The organism is Providencia sp. NPDC089933 (assembly GCF_049545585.1).
GTDB lineage: Bacteria > Pseudomonadota > Gammaproteobacteria > Enterobacterales > Enterobacteriaceae > Providencia > Providencia huashanensis.
Genome location: NZ_JBMWDT010000005.1, coordinates 209,876 through 228,481, shown reverse-complemented (window position 1 = coordinate 228,481; position 18,606 = coordinate 209,876). Strand labels below are relative to the sequence as shown.

Sequence of the window (18,606 nt, the reverse complement as noted above, 5' to 3'; positions counted from 1 at the left end):
ATCAGCAGTTCACCATCCAGATCGCTATTTTGCGATCTGGGGGTGATATTGAGACATTAACGAGAAACTCTAGCGTTCCAAAATAATGGTACGTTGTAAATAACCCTTACCCTTGGATGATATGGGTTCCCGTCTCACCTCGTAAGGCTTCCGGTAGTTTTTCTGGTGTGGTGATAATCACACGTTTACCGCCATTGGCAATAAATGACAGGCTCGCTTCGATTTTCGGTAACATACTGCCTGCGGGGAAATGGCCTTCTTCCATATAGCGTTGCATGTCGCTAGTGGTCGTTTCACCAAGAGCTTTTTGCTCTGGTTTACCGAAGTGAATGCAGACTTTTTCGACACCGGTAGTAATAATCAAAATATCGGCATTTAATTCTTTCGCCAGTAATGTCGTGGAGAGGTCTTTATCTATCACTGCATCAACGCTTTGGTAGCCACCATCGCCATTTTGAATAACAGGAATGCCACCGCCTCCAGCTGCAACCACTATGTAGTCATGTTCCGTTAAGGTACGGATCGCTTTTGATTCAACCACACGTTTTGGTTCTGGAGATGCGACTACTCGGCGATAGCCTCGACCGGAATCTTCGACAAAATGCCAGCTCGGGTTCGCTTGTTGTAATTCTTTAGCCTGTTGTTCTGTAAAAAATGCACCAATTGGCTTGGTTGGGGCGCTAAAGTTAGGGTCGTTCTTATCGACTTCAACTTGTGTAACAACTGTAATAGCTTGGCGATTGTGACGTTTCGCTAGCACGTTAGTGAGTGCCTGCTGAACTAAATAGCCAATGCCACCTTGAGTATCAGCGACGCAGTTAGCAAGGGGGGTTAACGGCAAACCTTCTGTTTCATGGGCTATTTCAGCGCGGCGTAGGTCTAATCCAACTTGGGGTCCATTTCCATGGGTCAAAACAATGTTGTAGTTGCCCTCAAGCATGTCACTAATATGCAGTGCCACTTCTTGAACGGCTTTTTCTTGAGCTTCGATAGACTGGCTGTTGTTATCTTTGATAATACTGTTGCCCCCGATGGCAACAACCACGAGTTCTTTCATTGTTAATGTTTCCTGATACAGAGATTTAGCTCACAGCCGGTGTACTGTAGACACCGGCTATAAAAGGTTGGTTTGATTACACTGACTTACTGAGTTTCTCAGATTGTTCAGCTTGTTGTTCTTCCACCGATTTACGGCTATCTAAAAAATATTTGAGTACAAATAAAGCTGCCATCATGAGGTAAGCGTAAACAAACATCAAGGTTGAACCGGTTGCAATTCCTACTGCTGGGGAGTGAATAATTCCAAAGAATACTAATATTGCGCCAGCTGCCGCAGCAATTGCCCCACGTAGTGGTTGGTTGAGGATAGCGAAGATAGCGATACAACCCCATAGCATACTTGCCAATGGCGCACCGTTACCTAAGTGTACAAGGCCTTGATAATAAACACCTTTGTGTAGTAATGTTTCAACGCCTATTGCACTTGCTGACGTCCCTGCGGCCCCCATCACACTGTTGACCATAGTGAGCGCCCAGTTAGCAATCCATGGGAATAGACAGATAAAGATAACAGGCACTTCAATCTTCGGTGTTTCTCGTACCACTTGGTTGGCAGTGACAACACCGATAAACACCAATATTGGTACGATAGCTGTCATTGGAATGATAGCGAGCATGAATGCACCGATACCAAACAATGGGACAATAAACATGGTGATACCTGATGCTAGCGTATAACCAACACTGGCCCCCATTGCTTTCCAGCCAGCATGCCCAACATAAACAGTGACTGGGAATGGGTTACCCATGAAGCAGCCAACAGTTGAAGATAAGCCGTTAGCTAACATAACCTTACGGGTATTGTATTCATCACCTGCAGCGTGAGCACTTTCAATGTTTTCAAGGTCAAAGATATAGTTTGCTAAGCCCAATGGTACCGCAGAAGCTAAATATGGAAGTGCATGCGGTAAGCCTTGGAAGAAGCTGTCAATATGAATCCCTGGAGGGTTAAAGCCGAATGACGCCATAGAGTCTTTTATTGCCTCTGCACTTTGCAGCCCAGAAGCCCACGCAAGTACTGTTCCCGCGATAAGCAATAATAAACCGGTAGGAATACGTGCAAAGATAGGCTTTTTACCAAACCAGTTAATGAAAATTAATAATAAAACAATAAATGAAACGGTTGGTGCTTCAAAGGCTTGCAGCATTGGGTTCATTGCTAGCAATAATAGCCCAAGCCCAGAAAGACAAGATAACAGCACCGTACGAGGGATCATTTTACGGATAGTTTCGCCTAAGAATGAGCCACCAACGAGGATCATTGATTCAACGAAACACCAAACCAATGCGATTTGGATAGCAAACTCAGCATTCTGCGTGGTTTGGTACACCGGCATAATGACTAAGAAGGTCACGGTAAAGATAGAAGGTGCACTTGGCCCTGATGGCAGAGCGGTTACATCGCTGCGCCCTGTTTGTTTGATCATTTGCTGGCCAAAGTAAGCATAGCTAATACTGGCAAGTAAAACGGCGAGACCAAAAGCGGGTGCAATGCGACCATAAACAAGTTCAGATGGGATACCAACAACGAAAATTAATAAGCCCATCATGGTGAGTAGATTAGTTAAGTTATTGGTCATTAAGCCAAAATAGGCAGCCAAGTCCCCACGTTTCCACTTTATATTAAATATACTCATATAGTATTCCCCTGTATACCCGTCATACTTTGAGCCACAGCTGTGTTGGCTGCTCTTAGCTATCTAAGTCACATACATAAGTATGCTCCTTGGGATATCTTCGTTTGCCGCCTTGCTGCAACTCAAATTATTTAGGGTATACACGCTAGAGGGTGTATATCATGATATTCAAAGTTGCAGTTTATCTGTGTTGCTGAATATTCAGGGTATTTGTTTTATTTTTATTGCCCAACCGAAGTTGGGCGTCTTTTTTATGATTGAAAACTAAGCATATTTCTGTGCGTAGGCCAACATGGCTTTTTCAAAGCAATCAAATGGCGGGTGAACAATACCTGCTCCAATCATACCGATACCTGCATCTTTGTGGGCAATTGCTGTGTTGATAACAGGTAAAATACCGCTGGCTGAAACTTTGGTAATATCGATGGCTGTCGGGATACCCATAAAGCCGAGTAATGGGATAGTCACATTCGGGTTTTCACCGAGTGTGATTTCGCGCATTTGACGTGAGAAATCTACCGCCTCTTCTACCGTACCACCAACCAGCGCAACGATGGCAGGTGCGGTTGCCATTGCAAAGCCCCCAATACCGTAGGTTTCTGTGATTGCCGAGTCACCAATATCTAAGCCAGAATCCTCAGGCTTATAACCTGCAAACATTGGGCCGATAACTTGCTGTGAAGGCCCTGTAAACCACTGACCCGGTAATCCGCTGATACGTAAACCAAATTCATAACCATTACGAGCCATGGTGGTGACAACGGTACTGTATTCAATACCATGTGCTGCATCCATTGACGCTTTACACATTGCCATCCAAGTTGGGCCGGAGAAGTAATCACTACTTGCCACAAAATCAAACACTTCTTTTTGTTGTGCGACAGAGAAATCAGTTTGAATAATTCCTGTCGTTAATGCTTGGATCAGTAAGGTGGTACCAGCGTTATTACGGTTATGGCACTCATCCCCCATGTGTAAGGCTTGGGCTAGCATTAAACGCAGGTCAATTTCACCTACAATTTTCATTGCGTCGCGTAGCATTGGCCCTAATACATCACGCATCCAATTTAAACGGTCAATAACGCTTTGGTCATTGGCACCCATGCGTAGGATTTTCGCCATTTGTTCACTGAGGTTGGTGAATGCGCGGTTGCCATAGGTTTTGTTTTCAACGATATGCATAAACATAGATGCAGACGTTACCCCAGCCATTGACCCAACACAGTCGTGTTCATGGCAAGGGGAGAAAATAACCTCACCAGATGCCGCTACGCGCTCTGCATCGGCTAAATCTTTCGCGAGCCCTTCAAAGACCAGCGCACCAGTAACTGCCCCTTTCATAGCTCCACACATGTCTTTCCAAGCAACGGGTGGACCGGCGTGTAGGATGGTGTTTTTAGTCATGCCCGGTACCACATTAATCGCTTGGTCATAGCCAACTAATACTGGTTGGGATTGAATAATGCGCTCAAGGGCTTGTGCGTTAGCCGCTGCAATTTTTTCTTGTAATGCCGCATTACCTTCAATTTGGTCGAGGGCGCGGATCACTGCCACGTTCCCTTGTCCTGGAGGTGTCCAATTTAGGTGAGTGACTGGAACATGTTGTTTTTTCAGGTCATCACTGAACATCTCGATGCCAACGTTGATAACATTTAGCGGTTGTTTAAATAATGAAGTCATTATGCGTTCTCCCCTTTCCACACAAACTCACGTCCTAATAAACCCGTATTGGTGCTGCTACTTGCCCAGATGACCCCTGCATCTGTCAGCATTTTGACTTGTGCATCCATGGATGGAGTATCTTGGTCCGTACCGAGTACATAGCCTAAAATTTCAAGTTCACGACCATCTTGTTTAGCGATGTTTTTAGCTTCTTTGATAGCATCAATCATGACGCCAACGGGGTCTTCGTGAGAACCGAAGCCTAAAACAAAGTCCATCATAATCACGCCGACCTCAGGGTCGCGAGCTTCTTGTAATAAGCGTTCGATACGGTTGGTCGGGTCGATCATTGGGTGAGGTTTACCATTAGTGAAATCATCATCACCAAAGTCGAGGAAAGTGTGAGCGATACTTTGATTTAAGTCTTTCAGGCGGTAGTCAGGGTTTGGTTGAATATTGCTGTAAACATCATCGTATTTTTCCAAAGCGGCAAACATCGCTTCATCGCATAGCGTTCCGCCACAGAATAAGCCACGTATATATTTTTGCTCAGGTTTGAGCTTCGCTCTGACTTCTTCAATTAAAGGCCAGTTTAGAGAATGTAAATCTAAATCTTCTTTACGAATACCCGTTAATAGCACTGCTTTTAGTGCCGCCTCTTTGGTGCTTTGTGCAAACGTTAGCCCAGGTTTATCTTCTGGTAGAGGCTGGCTACCTAAGAAACAAACAACGACTGGTTTGTGGCATTTTTCAGCTTGTTCTAGTACTTTCTTTGCAACAGCGGCGGCTGGTGGCTTAGAAATGAGGGCAATAACTTGGGTTTCATCATCGGCATCTAACATCTTTAGGGCATCAATCATCATGATCCCGCCAATTTTCTCACTTAAATCGCGGCCACCGGTACCAATTAGTTGAGAAACACCTGCACCAAATTCATGAATACGAACGCTAAGCTCTTGGCTGCCAGTACCGGATGCACCGATGATCCCAATGCTGCCACGGCGAACGCTATTACCAAAACACAATGCAGTGCCATTGATAATTGCGGTTCCGCAATCTGGGCCCATCATGAGTAGACCTTTCTTGCTAGCGAGTTGTTTGAGTGCTAATTCATCTTCAATTGAAACGTTGTCAGAAAATAACATCACGTTGAGGTCGTTTTCTAATGCAATGCGGGCTTCACGGGCGGCAAATTGGCCATTCACAGAGATTACCGCAAGGTTAGCATCGGGGATGTGGGTTTTCGCAGAATTAACCGTGGCATATTTGGCTTCGTGTTGGCCACCACCTTGGTTTTTTTTATTAAATAAGTCTTCAATGGCAATTAATGTGGCATCGTTAGCATCATCGCTTGGCCCTTTAATGACAATCATTAAATCGCCATTTTTAGCCTCTTCCAATTCAGGGGTTAATAGCCCTAAATTTCTGAGTACGCCTTTATTCATTTCTGTTGCCATCGCAACAAAGGCTTGTTCAACATTATCAAGTTGATTGGCCTTTGTTGAAATAGACATCAGTGACACGGAATCAAAATAAGTATTCTTTTTTATGACAACTTTAGTCGACATAGTTTTCTCCGAAATAATGGGTGAGATACAGGGCATCACGTAAGCCAAATAGCATGTCGCTGCCAGAACTTGACCCGATATTTAAAATCTCTAAAAATTGTGGATAAATATTTGTCTCTTTCGCATCAACTAACATTTGAATTAATTGCTGCATATTTTCGCGATATTCTTGGTTTAAGGCTTTCTCTAGGGTTATGGCACTTATAGGCGTTGTTTGGCTTTTGCTTTGAATAATTCCTTGATAAAACTCAGGATAAAAAGCAAAAGCAGGGTGCTCCTTTAACAATAAAAATGCCATTAACCCAACTAAATAGTCATCACCGGATGGTGTTAACCCGATACCTAAGCCAACAAATTGGCGAATGATATGGGGTAATTTTTGTTGGTCTTTATTAATCAATAAATCAATCAGTTTTAACCGTAACTGAGCCAGTTGTTTAGCTATTGATAGATAAAAGACGTTATCTCCCTGATAATTAAATAGGGAATCCACATTATGATTTAAAATTATGTCCAAACTTTTTATTTGGTTTGCTATATATAATAAATAATCTGGGTTAGTTAATTTTTTATAATCAAAAATAATAATGGGTAATTGCCATTTTTTACATAACGAAAATGAAATTAAATAATTTTCACCAATAACCATTTCATTATCTGAAAAATAAATTGGGTCTCCTACTTTTAAGGTTAAAAGAGAAAAGTCTTTATTTATTAATCGGCAACTATTTGGTGCATTGTCTAACTGAGAGCTTAATAAAGTATAAAGAATATTGCCTATTGAGATATTTATCGCTTTATTGAAAACCTGCTCTACTTTTCCTGTAAGCTGCGGCTGATGTAAAACCTGAAGAAAATGTGTATCAGCCGTAAGCCCGTATAACCTTTGCCGATGAGATATGGATGCGTTCACATGCCTCCTGATCGGGACGGTTCGATTATGCCCCCGCGGCAATCAATAATTCAGCTATTTCGTTATAGCCTTTTTCACGAGCCAACTCTAACGGCTTTTTACCATATTTATCGGTCATATGCGGGTTTGCGCCGTGGTCTAATAGTAATTTGACAATTTGTTGTTGCTTTTCGCCACCATCATTTAAAACGATTGCTTCAAGTAATGGTGTCCAACCGACGAAGTTGGTATGGTTTACATTGATATCAGTTTTTTCGAGTAACTCACGAACAATATCTACATGCCCTTTTTCGCTTGCTGGGGTAATTCCAACGCCACCAAAGCGGGTCAATAAATCTAAATTTGGTTTTGCAGGTAATACAAGGCGCAATAATGTTAAATCATCATTTAAACAGCTTAATAAAAAAGGGTTAAAACAAGTTTGGTCCTGTTTATTAATGTCAGCACCTGCACTAATCAGAAAAGAAACACATTCATAATGTTTATTCAGGCTAGCATTGACGATAGCAGTGCGGCCTTGACGGTTGGTGGTGTTAATATCCACACCTTTTTCAAGGCAATTTTTTAATAATTCTAATTGTCCTTGTTCAGCTGCAGTTAAAAATTCGTGAGCGAGAGTATTGGAGGTCATCATTTTCCCCTTAGGTTGGTTTATTGTTATCACCAACATAGATAAAGACAATTTAAAGATTATTTATGATGTCCAAAGCATAGCAATTGTCATTAATAAAAAGAATCCGTTTAAATTTAATTCATCAATTAAGCACTCGATTATTGAATTCAATTCAACAATAAGCCTTTTTTGTGCGTGTAAGCATTATTTTTCATCGTTTTTTGATGTGTTTTGGGTGTTTTATAGCCAAAATAGTGTGATTTTTTTTGTTAATTAAACAGGCTAATAATGATTTGATCAGTTCTGTGATGGACATCAACTTGAAAGTATTAAATTTGTTAAGATTGTGAATTGTTTGATCATTTTAACATTGAATGTTAATACTTGGTTTGAGTATTTAATTCAATAATATTAAGTATTTTGAATATTAATAGCCACATTTAAAAATGTGTTTTTGTATTTAAAAAAGCTAAATAGAATTAAACCTCTTCTCGTTATGAATAATTCTGTTAAGCTATAAATATATGGTCGAAAAATAGTCTATTATTCAGCCTGTTGAATTTTATTCACAGATAGTCGTCATATTTTGAGTGCTAAGAGTTAAAAAAAAACAGTTTGGTTTATTTTTGTTCAATTTGGGAATACAACGATGAACTCAATTTTCACTGAAGAAAATTTACTGACTTACACGACAGCAGCAAAATTTGCCAGTTTTAGTAAGGCGGCAGAGGAGTTAGGGGTGACAACCTCTGCGGTGAGTTACACGATTAAACGTATTGAAACCTATTTGGATGTCGCGTTATTTATTCGTAATACGCGGAATATTGAGCTGACAGAAGCTGGCTATTACTTTTATCGTAAAGCAACTGACCTACTGAATAACTTTCATTTAATTCAAAAAAGTATTTATTCCATTGAGCAGGGGATTGAAGCGCGAGTTCGTATTTGTATTAACCAGTTATTATATACGCCTTACCATACCGCTAAGTTACTGCAAATATTAAAAAAACAGTTTGCTACTTGCCATATTACGGTGACAACCGAAGTGTATAATGGTGTGTGGGATGCGATTATTAATAACCATGCCGATATTGCGATTGGGGCTCCGGGAACACTGATGGATGGCGGGGGGATTGATTACACTGAAATTGGCGCCATCCATTGGCAATTCGCTATCGCTGCCACGCACCCTTTGGCATTAATGCCTGAACCGATTGCTGAAAGCCAGTTGCGTTTGTATCCCAATATTATGGTCGAAGACACCGCGCATACCATTAATAAACGTGTAGGGTGGCTGCTTCATGGGCAAGAAGCCATACAAGTTCCTGATTTCAATACTAAATGCCAATGTCAGATATTAGGGGAAGGGATTGGCTTTTTGCCTGATTATATGGTGAAAGAACATGTAAAGACTGGCCGGTTAGTCACTAAAAACATACAAAACCCGCGGCAGGATTCACATATGTTATTAGCGACACAGCACTCAGCGACTGGGCTTGTGACTCAATGGATCCGTAAGGAATTCGCAGAAAAAGGGGTTTTAACAGAATTATACAGTGACTTACTAAAACCCATTAATTAACGGCTATTGGCTAGCAACTTCGAGTGCTTTATCAATAGCATCGGGGATCACCGAACCGTGGGTTTTTCCATCAAATAAGGTAAATTCACAGGTTCTTTGCTGGTTTTGTATTTCCTCACACACTTGGCGAGCGTTGATCCAGCTTTTACGTTCTTGATAATTCTGTATTTGCTCTTGACTGAGCTTAGATAAATCAGGGCTTTCTTCCAATCCTCCTAATGTGACGAAAAGCGGCGCAGCGGCTTGTGGGTGCGTCAGTTTTGCTAAATCGACCATTTCCCCTTTGCCCCACCAAAGAGACGGGCTAGCCGTGATGTAGAATTGAAAATCATTGGGCTGCTGCTGATAAGCCATTAAGGTAAATAACCCACCAAATGAATGGCCAAATAGAGTTTGCTTGCTTTTATCAATAGGAAACTGTTGCTCAACCCATGGACGGATTGTGTGAGTTAAAAATTGGTATAGCGCAGGGGAACCGCCACCTTGTTTAAAATCGTCACCTGAAACGGGTGGGGTGTAGTCGAGAGTTCGCCACGCTTTGGGAAATGCTTCGTCGACAGGGTAGCCAAGGCCTATAATAATCGGTAGTTTATCCGCTGGCAGCTTTTCAACTGCGCGATTAACCGCTTTGGGGTATAGGCCATTGCCATCAAGCATGTACAGTACAGGGCGCTTGACCGTGGAGTGATAAGGTACAGCGCTATAGATACGTAATGCGCGGTCACCATATGCCATATCCGTTTGTTGAATATCGTAAAACTGGCTGACTCGCTCATCCATACTAGGGATAGTTTGGCTAGGGCGTGCTAATGCGGAACTTGTCATACACAGTAGTAAGCTGGAAATTAACAGTTTATTCATGGTTTTTTAAGCTAAAGAGGCTACCTCAATTAAGGTAGCCGTCAAAAATTAACAAGATAAGCGCTTAGAAACTGACGTTGACGTTTGCCCAATAACGGCGTCCGTCTTCGACGTCCCAGTTGCCATCCACTTTGTCAATTTTAGGACCTTTTTCATTACCAATATTTAACACGGCGAAGTTAAGCTTGGTATTTTTAAACAATTGGTAAGTTGCGCCGACATCCATAGTGGTATAGCCACTACGATAACGAGGTACTTTTGCACCATTGCGCTGTGCGGCCCACACTTGTTTACCCGTATATTGTGCGCGGGTATACAGATTGAGGTCTTCGTTAAACTGCCAATCTAATTTCGCATTTGCCATATGTTTTGGTGTTTTATCCAATGGATAGCCTTTGAGTGATAAAGTTTTGTTTAGCTTTTCATCATCACTTTTACGTTCTGAATCCGTATAGGTGTAGTTCATACTGAGTTTCCAATCTTGAGCAATTGGAATACCTGTTGCAACTTCAACCCCTTTAATATTGGCTTTACCAACGTTATCGTATTTATAAATAGAGAGTTCTTTAACGGTATCTTTTACTCCAGTATCATAACTAGTTAATTTATTTTTAAAGTCCGTATTAAACAGCGTTAAGCTGGCATCAAAGCCAGACTCATGGTTATACGCAATACTGATTTCTTCACTGATACTTTTTTCAGGTTTTAGGTCAGGGTTACCGTAGATGATTCCATTTCCGCCTTCTGTAGATGTGCCATAACCTTTGCTGATTTCACGTAATGTTGGCGCACGGAATGCGGAGGAAACCCCACCTTTGATGGTAATTTCATCTGTTAAATAATAAATCGCATAACCCCGAGGGTTCCAGTGGTTACCATAAGTTTCATGGTGATCTAAACGTAATCCACCGGTTAAAATGAGGTCATCAGTTGCGGTAAATTCATTTTCGATGAATAGTGCCGATTGGTCGACACTCATGTTGTTATTTTCAAATTTCCCTTTTGAAACTAGTGAACTGTCTTTGAGTTTTGAGTATTGGTATTGACCACCGATTGTTAAGATGTTGTCAGGTAAGAATGCGACAACTTTACCATCCACGACGGTGTTGGTAATTTCAGGTACGCGGTCTTCATAACGGTATTCAAAAAGTTTTGGAACTGTATTTGCGATCTCAATCTCGGTTTTGGTTTTTCTTTTAGTTTGTTCTTGATAGACACTAAATTCAGTATTAAAAGTATCCCATTCACCTTTGTATGTGAGTGCCGCATGATTTCGGTTATTGTAGATTTGGGTCTTCTTGTTGTCTTGTTTTGATTTTCCTCGCATTTCATACTCAGCAAGGGACTTACCCGGATTCTCCTCTCTTTCCTGTGTGCTTCTACCAGCTTCTAAAAGGAATGTTTGATTCTCAGTTGGTGTAAAGCTTAACTTAGCAGTAAGGCTTTTATTATCTTTTTTGTAGTGACCGTCAGTAATTTTATCTTCCTGTCGATAATCACCACCACCATATAACTGCAAGCCTAATTTATCTTGAATTAATGGCCCCGACAGGTAGAAGTTACCGTCAGTCGAATTACCACTATCACTATTTTCTTGGATAATGGTACCTGCGGTGACGCTACCGTGCCACTCATTGGTCACTTTTTTGGTGATGATATTAATCACACCACCCATTGCATCGGAGCCATACAGAGAGGACATTGGTCCGCGGATGACTTCGATACGCTCAATCGCTTCCACTGGTGGCATAAAGCCAGCTTCAAAACCACCGCTACCATTTGGACGCGATTCACGGCTATTTTGGCGACGACCATCCACAAGGATCAACGTATACTCGCCGGGTAAGCCTCGAATATTAATATCTTGTTTATTAGCGGCACCAACTACACTGACACCTTCAACATCTTTTACGGCGTCAGCTAAATCACGTACCGGTTTATTTTGCAATTGTTTTGCGCTGATTACGGTCACACTGGCAGGGGCATCACGTAATTGTTGTGAGTAGCCTGAAGCACTGACGACCATGGTATCTGAATTGTTATCTGCTGCTGTAGCATTAAACGTGGCTAATGCCGCACAAACCCCTGCGGCAATAAAAGAGTAGTGATAGTTCGAAGTCATGATTATCCCTGTAAATATAAATGAGAATGATAATTATATTGTTTGCGAATACTATCACTAAAACATATCAAAAATAAATAATTGCCTAGCTAATTTATAGTCAATATTTGATCTCGAATAAGGTTTTTTACTTACTCTTAACTTGTACAGCTCATTGATGTTTCAGCCTTAACATAAAATCAATATTTAACATTGGGTTAGGGAAATTTGTGATAAGTAAATGTACAGTAGACGGAGTGTTTGTGACGAAAAAAGAGAACAATGATTTCACGAGTACCGCAGCAAAGGGTGAGCGCTTTATGGTTCTTGACGGAAGGGAAAAACAGAATATACGAATCTGTAAGGGCAAGAGGATATTACAGAGGCTAAGTCGTGATTAAACGATTATTATTCAATGTAACCACAATATATTTTTACTATTGAGTATTTATCTAATCTAAAAAAGAAGATTAATTATAGGTTAAGTTATTTTATTTGTCGGTGCAATTAACTTTATTTTTATATAAAATAGTTGGTGCAGGTATGTTTATAAAATTAATCAATCTAATTAAGATTAGTTTAATTAGATTGATTTATAGTTTTTAATTAATCTCATATACTATGGGGTTGTGTTTTTTATGTTTAAATATCATGATGTTAACTTTTATTTTGGAATGGTTTTAATTTTAATGCACGTGTTGTCTATTGCTTTATTATATATACTCCGTAAATATAGAGTAAAACATAATATTGAATTTGGAATTTGAGACTTATTATGAGCCAATCGCCACAGACAGAAATAAATAATCAAAAAACGACAAATGAAAAGCGCAGAAAAATATGGATGGTTATTGCTACAATTATTATCATTCTATTATTTGTTGCTTATGGTATTTATTGGTTTCTCATTTTACGTTTTCAAGAATATACCGATGATGCTTATGTTTCAGGCCTACAAATCCCCATTGTTGCGCAAACAACAGGGAATGTTACCCAAGTTAATTTCGAAAATACCGACTTAGTTAAAGCTGGGGATGTATTGGTGGTGTTAGACAAAACCAATGCACAACTATCCTACGAACAAGCGAAACATGACCTTGCCACTACTGTGCGCAAAACCAAAGAATTATATATCAATGGCGATGAATATCAGGCACAAATCCAAAAAAATCGGGTGACACTTGCGCAAGCCCAACAAGACTATCAGCGCAGAGCAGCGTTAGGGCGTAGTGGGACGATCTCAAAAGAAGATTTACAACACTCCCAAGAAGCCGTACAGCTTGCGCAAGCCGCGCTCGATATTTCCATTCAACAATATAATGCAAATCGCGCTTTGTTACGCAACACCGAGTTGAAAAAGCAACCTGCAATTTTACAAGCGGCTGATAGCGTGCGCAGTGCATGGATTAATTTGCAGCGGACAGAAATTAAAAGCCCAATGACAGGGTACGTTTCGCGGCGTAATGTCCAAGTGGGTTCCCAAGTTAGCCCACAAAGCTCATTAATGGCAATTGTCCCTGTTCAGCCAGTGTGGGTAGATGCCAACTTTAAAGAAACCCAGTTAGAGAAAGTGCGTATTGGTCAATCTGCGACTATTAATAGTGACTTTTATGGCGAAGATATTGTGTACAGTGGCACCGTTGTGGGGCTAGACATGGGGACAGGGAGTGCATTTTCTTTATTACCTGCACAAAATGCGACGGGTAACTGGATCAAAGTTGTTCAACGTTTGCCCGTACGTATCGAATTAGACCCTGAACAAGTAGCAAAATACCCACTTCGTATTGGCTTATCAATGAATGTAACTATTGATATTAAAGACCAAAGTGGCCCAGTTTTAGCGGAAGTTCAGCGCACAACACCTGCATTTGAAAGTGATGCGCTGGTCTTAAAACTTAATGATGTTGACCAGATAATCGACACCATTATTACGAATAACGCAGATTAGCCTGAAAGGAGCTATTGTGGCAGATATTCAACCGCTGAAGGGGGCGAAGCTGGTATGGGCAACCATTGCGTTATCCCTTGCGACTTTTATGCAGGTTCTCGACTCAACAATTGCTAACGTCGCTATCCCAACGATTGCCGGTAATCTTGGTGTTTCCGTGTCTCAAGGGACATGGGTCATCACTTCTTTTGGGGTATCGAATGCAATCTCTATCGCTATCTCCGGTTACCTTGCCAAGCGTTTTGGAGAAATACGGGTTTTCTTATGGGCAACCGCACTTTTTACTTTATTTTCATTGCTTTGTGGTTTCTCTGATAGTTTAGGAATGCTGATTCTGTATCGTGTTTTACAAGGTGCAGTTGCTGGGCCGGTTATCCCACTGTCACAAAGCCTGATCATGCGTTGTTATCCACCTAAAATGCAAAATATGGCATTGGCATTTTGGTCAATGACGATTATTTTAGCGCCGGTATTCGGCCCTATTTTTGGTGGCTATATCAGTGATAATTTCCACTGGAGTTGGATCTTTTTCATGAATATACCACTCGGTATTTTTGTGATTATTGTCGGTTCTATCATCTTAAGAGGAATGGAATCAACCATAGTGAAAGTGCCGTTTAATGTGATTGGCTTAGCATTGTTATCGGTAGGTGTAGGCTGTTTACAGGTGTTGTTAGATAAAGGCAAGGAGCTAGGTTGGTTAGCTTCAAATGAAATTGTCATATTAGGCGTGATTTCAGCCATTGCACTGGTGTTCTTAGTGATTTGGGAGCTAACAGATAAAAACCCAATTGTTGAACTATCTCTCTTTAAGTCGCGTAATTTTACGATAGGGACGGTGTCAGTTAGCTTGGCCTATATGGCATATTTTGGGGCGATTGTATTGTTGCCGCAACTTTTACAGGAAGTTTATGGTTATACCGCCACATGGGCTGGGCTTGCTTTAGCACCGATAGGCTTGCTTCCTGTACTTTTTTCGGCACCAGTCGCAAAACTCTCCGATTTCCTCGATATTCGCTGGATAGTCACCTTTAGTTTTGTGTTTTATGCGATTTGCTTTTTTTGGCGGGCGTATACTTTTGAACCGAGCATGGGGTTTTCTGCGGTAGTATGGCCGCAGTTAGTGCAAGGCATGGCCGTAGCTTGTTTCTTTATGCCGTTGACGACATTGACGTTATCAGGGTTACCTCCGGAAAAACTTGCCTCTGCCTCTAGTTTAGCCAACTTTTTCCGTACCTTAGCAGGGTCGATTGGGACTTCAATTACGACGACTATGTGGAGCGATAGAGAAGCCCTTCATCATAGTCAACTGACAGAGCATATTACGGATTACAACCCTGAATCTTTAGATATGTACCAAGGTATGGCCGCTCATGGGCTCAGTACAGAACAAACATCTGGTTTTATTGCGAAGGAAATTACCAACCAAGGGCTGATTATCGCGGCTAATGAAATTTTCTGGTTATGTGGCTGGGTATTTATCGCATTGATTATTACAGTGTGGTTCGCTAAACCCCCATTTGGTAATAAAGCGAAGTGATGTTATCTGGTTTTGGCCCAAAAGAGGGAGCAAATAGGTTTGCTCCTTTTTCATTCTATAGCTGAGATTTGGGAATGATGTTCTCAAAGCTAAGTTTAGGACGGTTGGTTTCAACTTCCTGTAAAGGGGCAACTTCTTTAAAGGTACTTAGGCAGCGGATCACTAAATTTTGGTAATCTTTTGTCCCACTGCTTTTCCAAGCAATTTCTTTGTCTGATAACGCACGTAACACTTTGGCAGGCGTTCCAACAATCAAGCTATTTTCTGGAAATATGGCCTCAGCTTTTACAAAGGCACAGGCGCCCACAATTGAGTTTTCACCAATTACTGCTCCATCCATAATCACGCTATTCATACCGATTAAAGCGTTACGTTTGATATGGCAACCATGCAAAACCGCACCATGACCGATGTGCCCTTCTTCTTCGACGATGGTTTCGTACTGTGGAAACCCATGCATGATGCAATTATCTTGAATATTGGCACCATCTTTAATGATCAAGCGGCCAAAATCACCTCGTAAGCTGGCATTGGGGCCGATATAGACATTTTTGCCAATGATTACGTCACCAATGACAACCGCGGTAGGGTGAACAAAGCTTTCAGTGCTGACGACAGGTGTAATACCATCAATTTGATAAAAAGGCATATAGGCTCCTTTAATGTAAGTTTAGGCGGCGATATCTCTTAAAACTCCGCCAAAACGCCGATAGTAGGCGCTCGAAGGTTGAGGAAGTTCCCCTACCGTGGTTTCACATCGTTCTGAAACATATTGTGTTGCGGCTTGGTCAATTCGTTGGTAAATATTGGTACAAAGGTGGCGAGCAATATGGCCCTCCCATTGTGCTGGAAGCAGTTCATCAGGCAACAAAGGGTCTTTTAGTGTGACTCGGCGATAGAAGTGAATTAACAACAAACGTAATTGGAAGCAATGTTCTGGGGATATTTGTGGCTCAGTATTCTCTTTAAGGAGTAGTGCCAAGGGCCTAAATAATGAAATAAATTGGTGGTAATGCTCTGATATTTCTTGCAAAGACCAAGCTTGTGATACTAACTCTTTCAAGTTTTTTTCTGAACGGCTATAAGGGTAATCTGCATGAAAATAGATGGCGTGCTCAGTGGCATTGAGCTCATTTAATAGAGAAGGAACATCAGCTTGTGCGCAGCTCGGTGCTGCCATGAGAGAGGTATTAAATTGGCCAAACCCTAGCCAGCTAAGTTCTTTTTTTAGCCTGGTTTTTTCATCTTTATCAGCCGCTTCCAATAATAGTAGTTCCCATTTCCCATCCCAATCAGGCTGTTCAGCAAGGTAGATTTTACTTTCTGCTCGGCGGAATCGGCTTTGCCCGCGTTCAGAAATGCGGTAGTAGCTACGGCGACCAATTTTCTCAACATCTAGCCAGCCTTCTTTTTGTAAACGAAACACAGAAGTGCGAACAAAGCGATCGCTAAACCCCATCGGCTCTAATAGTTTGGTTAAACTGCCTAACCACACCTCGCCTCCGCGGTGATGTAAAGCATCACCGTAGAGTGAGCTAATCAGAGAGGTCCCGCTAATGGGCTGGCTTTCTATGGCATGTTGTATAAATTGGCTGAGTTTATTATCCATTTATATTTCATCTATAAAATTTATGTATCAGAAGGCTTACTGAATAGTAGACATAAATTTAAAAGTTGTCTTCCATTACCTTTAATTAGTGCTATTTTTTGGCATTAAGGCATACCAAATAAGCTAACTTCAATATGCCTTAATGAGTTGAATTAAATCGCAATTCGAGTATCAATAACACGCTCCGCTTTACCTTGGGAGCGGGGGATATCACCGCAATTGACAATACTGATCCGGGTGCTAATCCCTACCATCGATTTGATACGATGTTTTAAATGATGGCAAATATTGCAGCGCTCATCATAGGTAAGTTGCTCAGGGTGCTTGAGCTCCACGCGGACTGACAAATTATCCATATTACCTTGGCGACCAATTTCTAATTGGTAATGTGGAGATAGCTCTTTGAATTGCATAATTTGTTCTTCAATTTGGGAAGGGAAGACATTTACGCCACGTATAATCATCATATCGTCAGAGCGACCAGTAATTTTACCAATACGGCGCATATTACGATTTACCCCGCTCATTAAGTGAGTCAGGTCACGAGTCCTATAGCGAATAACAGGCATAGCCTCTTTTGTCAGGGTAGTAAACACTAACTCACCATGTTCACCATCCCCCAGTGTTTTAAGTGTATCAGGGGAAATGATTTCTGGGTAAAAATGGTCTTCCCAGATGGTTGGGCCGCTAGCGCCTGCGTCAGCACACTCCATAGCTACGCCTGGCCCCATGACCTCTGATAAACCATAAATATCTAATGCTTTGATCCCAAGGCGAGTTTCAATTTCTGAGCGTAGTGATTCAGTCCAAGGTTCCGCACCAAATACACCTAATCTAAGTGAGCACTTACTAGCATCTCCACCCATGATTTTTTCAAGCTCATCGATGATACTTAAGCAATACGATGGGGTTACCATAATGACATCAGGCTTAAAATCGGCGATTAGTTGCGCTTGCTTTTCTGTTTGGCCACCAGACATTGGGATCACCGCAGCACCAAGGCGCTCTGCACCATAGTGAGCACCTAGACCACCGGTAAATAAACCATAACCATAGGCGACATGAACTTTATCACCGCGAACAGTCCCCGCTGAGCGTAGGCTACGGGCAATTAAATCAGCCCAATTATCGATATCCCGTTGGGTATAGCCAACAACTGTCGGGCGGCCTGTCGTGCCAGAGGATGCATGAATACGAATAATTTGGTCCATTGGCACTGCGAAAGTACTAAATGGGTAGTTTTCACGTAAATCTTGCTTTGTTGTATAAGGGAATTTTTCGATATCACTAAGTTGTTTAAAGTCGTCAGGATGTACCCCTGCATCGTCGAATTTCTTACGGTACATAGGCACATTTTCATATGCGTGAGTGAGTGTCCACTTCATCCGAGAATACTGTAATGACTCGATTTCATCGCGTGAGGCAAATTCGATTGGGTCGATGTTGTCTTGTATCATGCTCATAATTGCCAGTCCTCATAATTATTATATTTACCAGTTCACATTGATGTTGT

The 18,606-nt window shown here is 41.5% G+C and carries 14 protein-coding genes; 3 read left to right on the top strand and 11 right to left on the bottom strand.

Annotated features, from left to right (window positions below):
- Positions 1-106: 106 nt before the first annotated feature.
- From ACPEH5_RS09715 to ACPEH5_RS09690, 6 genes are all read right to left on the bottom strand, one after another.
- Positions 107-1,057 (bottom strand): carbamate kinase family protein, encoded by a 951-nt coding sequence (locus ACPEH5_RS09715; RefSeq protein ID WP_281110827.1) that lies wholly within the window; start codon positions 1,055-1,057, stop codon positions 107-109.
- A gap of 76 nt (positions 1,058-1,133) precedes the next feature.
- Positions 1,134-2,696 (bottom strand): xanthine permease, encoded by a 1,563-nt coding sequence (locus ACPEH5_RS09710; RefSeq protein ID WP_042843365.1) that lies wholly within the window; start codon positions 2,694-2,696, stop codon positions 1,134-1,136.
- A gap of 264 nt (positions 2,697-2,960) precedes the next feature.
- Positions 2,961-4,376, bottom strand: a complete 1,416-nt coding sequence (locus ACPEH5_RS09705) for a DUF1116 domain-containing protein (protein WP_042843366.1) — start codon at positions 4,374-4,376, stop codon at positions 2,961-2,963.
- On the bottom strand, positions 4,376-5,926 hold the full coding sequence (gene fdrA / locus ACPEH5_RS09700) for an acyl-CoA synthetase FdrA (protein ID WP_129466920.1): 1,551 nt from the start codon (positions 5,924-5,926) through the stop codon (positions 4,376-4,378). Before fdrA ends, ACPEH5_RS09705 begins: the two co-directional genes overlap by 1 nt.
- A complete protein-coding gene (locus ACPEH5_RS09695; protein WP_187550791.1) occupies positions 5,916-6,839 on the bottom strand; it encodes a DUF2877 domain-containing protein in 924 nt (307 codons plus the stop codon). The genes fdrA and ACPEH5_RS09695 overlap by 11 nt, the downstream gene beginning before the upstream one ends.
- Before the next feature lie 25 nt (positions 6,840-6,864).
- The gene (locus ACPEH5_RS09690; RefSeq protein WP_048605491.1) at positions 6,865-7,470 is read right to left on the bottom strand and encodes an ankyrin repeat domain-containing protein; all 606 of its coding nucleotides are present in this window, start codon (positions 7,468-7,470) and stop codon (positions 6,865-6,867) included.
- A 631-nt stretch (positions 7,471-8,101) separates the two neighbouring features.
- Here ACPEH5_RS09690 and ACPEH5_RS09685 point away from each other — a divergent pair.
- Positions 8,102-9,034 (top strand): LysR substrate-binding domain-containing protein, encoded by a 933-nt coding sequence (locus tag ACPEH5_RS09685; protein WP_042843373.1) that lies wholly within the window; start codon positions 8,102-8,104, stop codon positions 9,032-9,034.
- Between the two features lie 3 nt (positions 9,035-9,037).
- On the opposite strand, the gene ACPEH5_RS09680 is transcribed toward ACPEH5_RS09685, so the two are convergent.
- Entirely contained in the window at positions 9,038-9,895 is an 858-nt protein-coding gene (locus tag ACPEH5_RS09680; protein WP_129466922.1) for an alpha/beta hydrolase, read from the bottom strand.
- A 64-nt stretch (positions 9,896-9,959) separates the two neighbouring features.
- Positions 9,960-12,017 carry a TonB-dependent receptor domain-containing protein gene (locus ACPEH5_RS09675; RefSeq protein ID WP_166687017.1) on the bottom strand — a complete coding sequence of 686 codons (2,058 nt, stop codon included), beginning with the start codon at positions 12,015-12,017 and terminating at the stop codon, positions 9,960-9,962.
- A 754-nt stretch (positions 12,018-12,771) separates the two neighbouring features.
- On the opposite strand from ACPEH5_RS09675, the gene emrA reads away from it, so the two are divergent.
- Both emrA and ACPEH5_RS09665 read left to right on the top strand, forming a co-directional pair.
- Positions 12,772-13,944, top strand: coding sequence for a multidrug efflux MFS transporter periplasmic adaptor subunit EmrA (gene emrA / locus ACPEH5_RS09670; protein WP_042843376.1), 1,173 nt, complete (start codon positions 12,772-12,774; stop codon positions 13,942-13,944).
- A gap of 16 nt (positions 13,945-13,960) precedes the next feature.
- Positions 13,961-15,484, top strand: a complete 1,524-nt coding sequence (locus tag ACPEH5_RS09665) for a DHA2 family efflux MFS transporter permease subunit (RefSeq protein WP_129466924.1) — start codon at positions 13,961-13,963, stop codon at positions 15,482-15,484.
- 55 nt (positions 15,485-15,539) lie between these two features.
- Here ACPEH5_RS09665 and paaY read toward each other — a convergent pair whose 3' ends face one another.
- From paaY to paaK, 3 genes are all read right to left on the bottom strand, one after another.
- Positions 15,540-16,133 (bottom strand): phenylacetic acid degradation protein PaaY, encoded by a 594-nt coding sequence (gene paaY, locus ACPEH5_RS09660; protein WP_042843378.1) that lies wholly within the window; start codon positions 16,131-16,133, stop codon positions 15,540-15,542.
- A gap of 21 nt (positions 16,134-16,154) precedes the next feature.
- Entirely contained in the window at positions 16,155-17,093 is a 939-nt protein-coding gene (paaX, locus tag ACPEH5_RS09655) for a phenylacetic acid degradation operon negative regulatory protein PaaX (protein ID WP_042843379.1), read from the bottom strand.
- Positions 17,094-17,245: 152 nt separating this feature from the next.
- The gene (paaK, locus tag ACPEH5_RS09650; protein WP_042843380.1) at positions 17,246-18,556 is read right to left on the bottom strand and encodes a phenylacetate--CoA ligase PaaK; all 1,311 of its coding nucleotides are present in this window, start codon (positions 18,554-18,556) and stop codon (positions 17,246-17,248) included.
- Positions 18,557-18,606: the final 50 nt, after the last annotated feature.

Excerpts from the sequence above, each read along its gene's own strand:
- ACPEH5_RS09715 (WP_281110827.1), bottom strand. The coding sequence starts at position 1,057 with ATGAAAGAACTCGTGGTTGTTGCCATCGGGGGCAACAGTATTATCAAA.
- ACPEH5_RS09710 (WP_042843365.1), bottom strand. The coding sequence starts at position 2,696 with ATGAGTATATTTAATATAAAGTGGAAACGTGGGGACTTGGCTGCCTAT.
- ACPEH5_RS09705 (WP_042843366.1), bottom strand. The coding sequence starts at position 4,376 with ATGACTTCATTATTTAAACAACCGCTAAATGTTATCAACGTTGGCATC.
- fdrA (WP_129466920.1), bottom strand. The coding sequence starts at position 5,926 with ATGTCGACTAAAGTTGTCATAAAAAAGAATACTTATTTTGATTCCGTG.
- ACPEH5_RS09690 (WP_048605491.1), bottom strand. The coding sequence starts at position 7,470 with ATGACCTCCAATACTCTCGCTCACGAATTTTTAACTGCAGCTGAACAA.
- ACPEH5_RS09685 (WP_042843373.1), top strand. The coding sequence starts at position 8,102 with ATGAACTCAATTTTCACTGAAGAAAATTTACTGACTTACACGACAGCA.
- ACPEH5_RS09680 (WP_129466922.1), bottom strand. The coding sequence starts at position 9,895 with ATGAATAAACTGTTAATTTCCAGCTTACTACTGTGTATGACAAGTTCC.
- ACPEH5_RS09675 (WP_166687017.1), bottom strand. The coding sequence starts at position 12,017 with ATGACTTCGAACTATCACTACTCTTTTATTGCCGCAGGGGTTTGTGCG.
- emrA (WP_042843376.1), top strand. The coding sequence starts at position 12,772 with ATGAGCCAATCGCCACAGACAGAAATAAATAATCAAAAAACGACAAAT.
- paaY (WP_042843378.1), bottom strand. The coding sequence starts at position 16,133 with ATGCCTTTTTATCAAATTGATGGTATTACACCTGTCGTCAGCACTGAA.
- paaX (WP_042843379.1), bottom strand. The coding sequence starts at position 17,093 with ATGGATAATAAACTCAGCCAATTTATACAACATGCCATAGAAAGCCAG.
- paaK (WP_042843380.1), bottom strand. The coding sequence starts at position 18,556 with ATGAGCATGATACAAGACAACATCGACCCAATCGAATTTGCCTCACGC.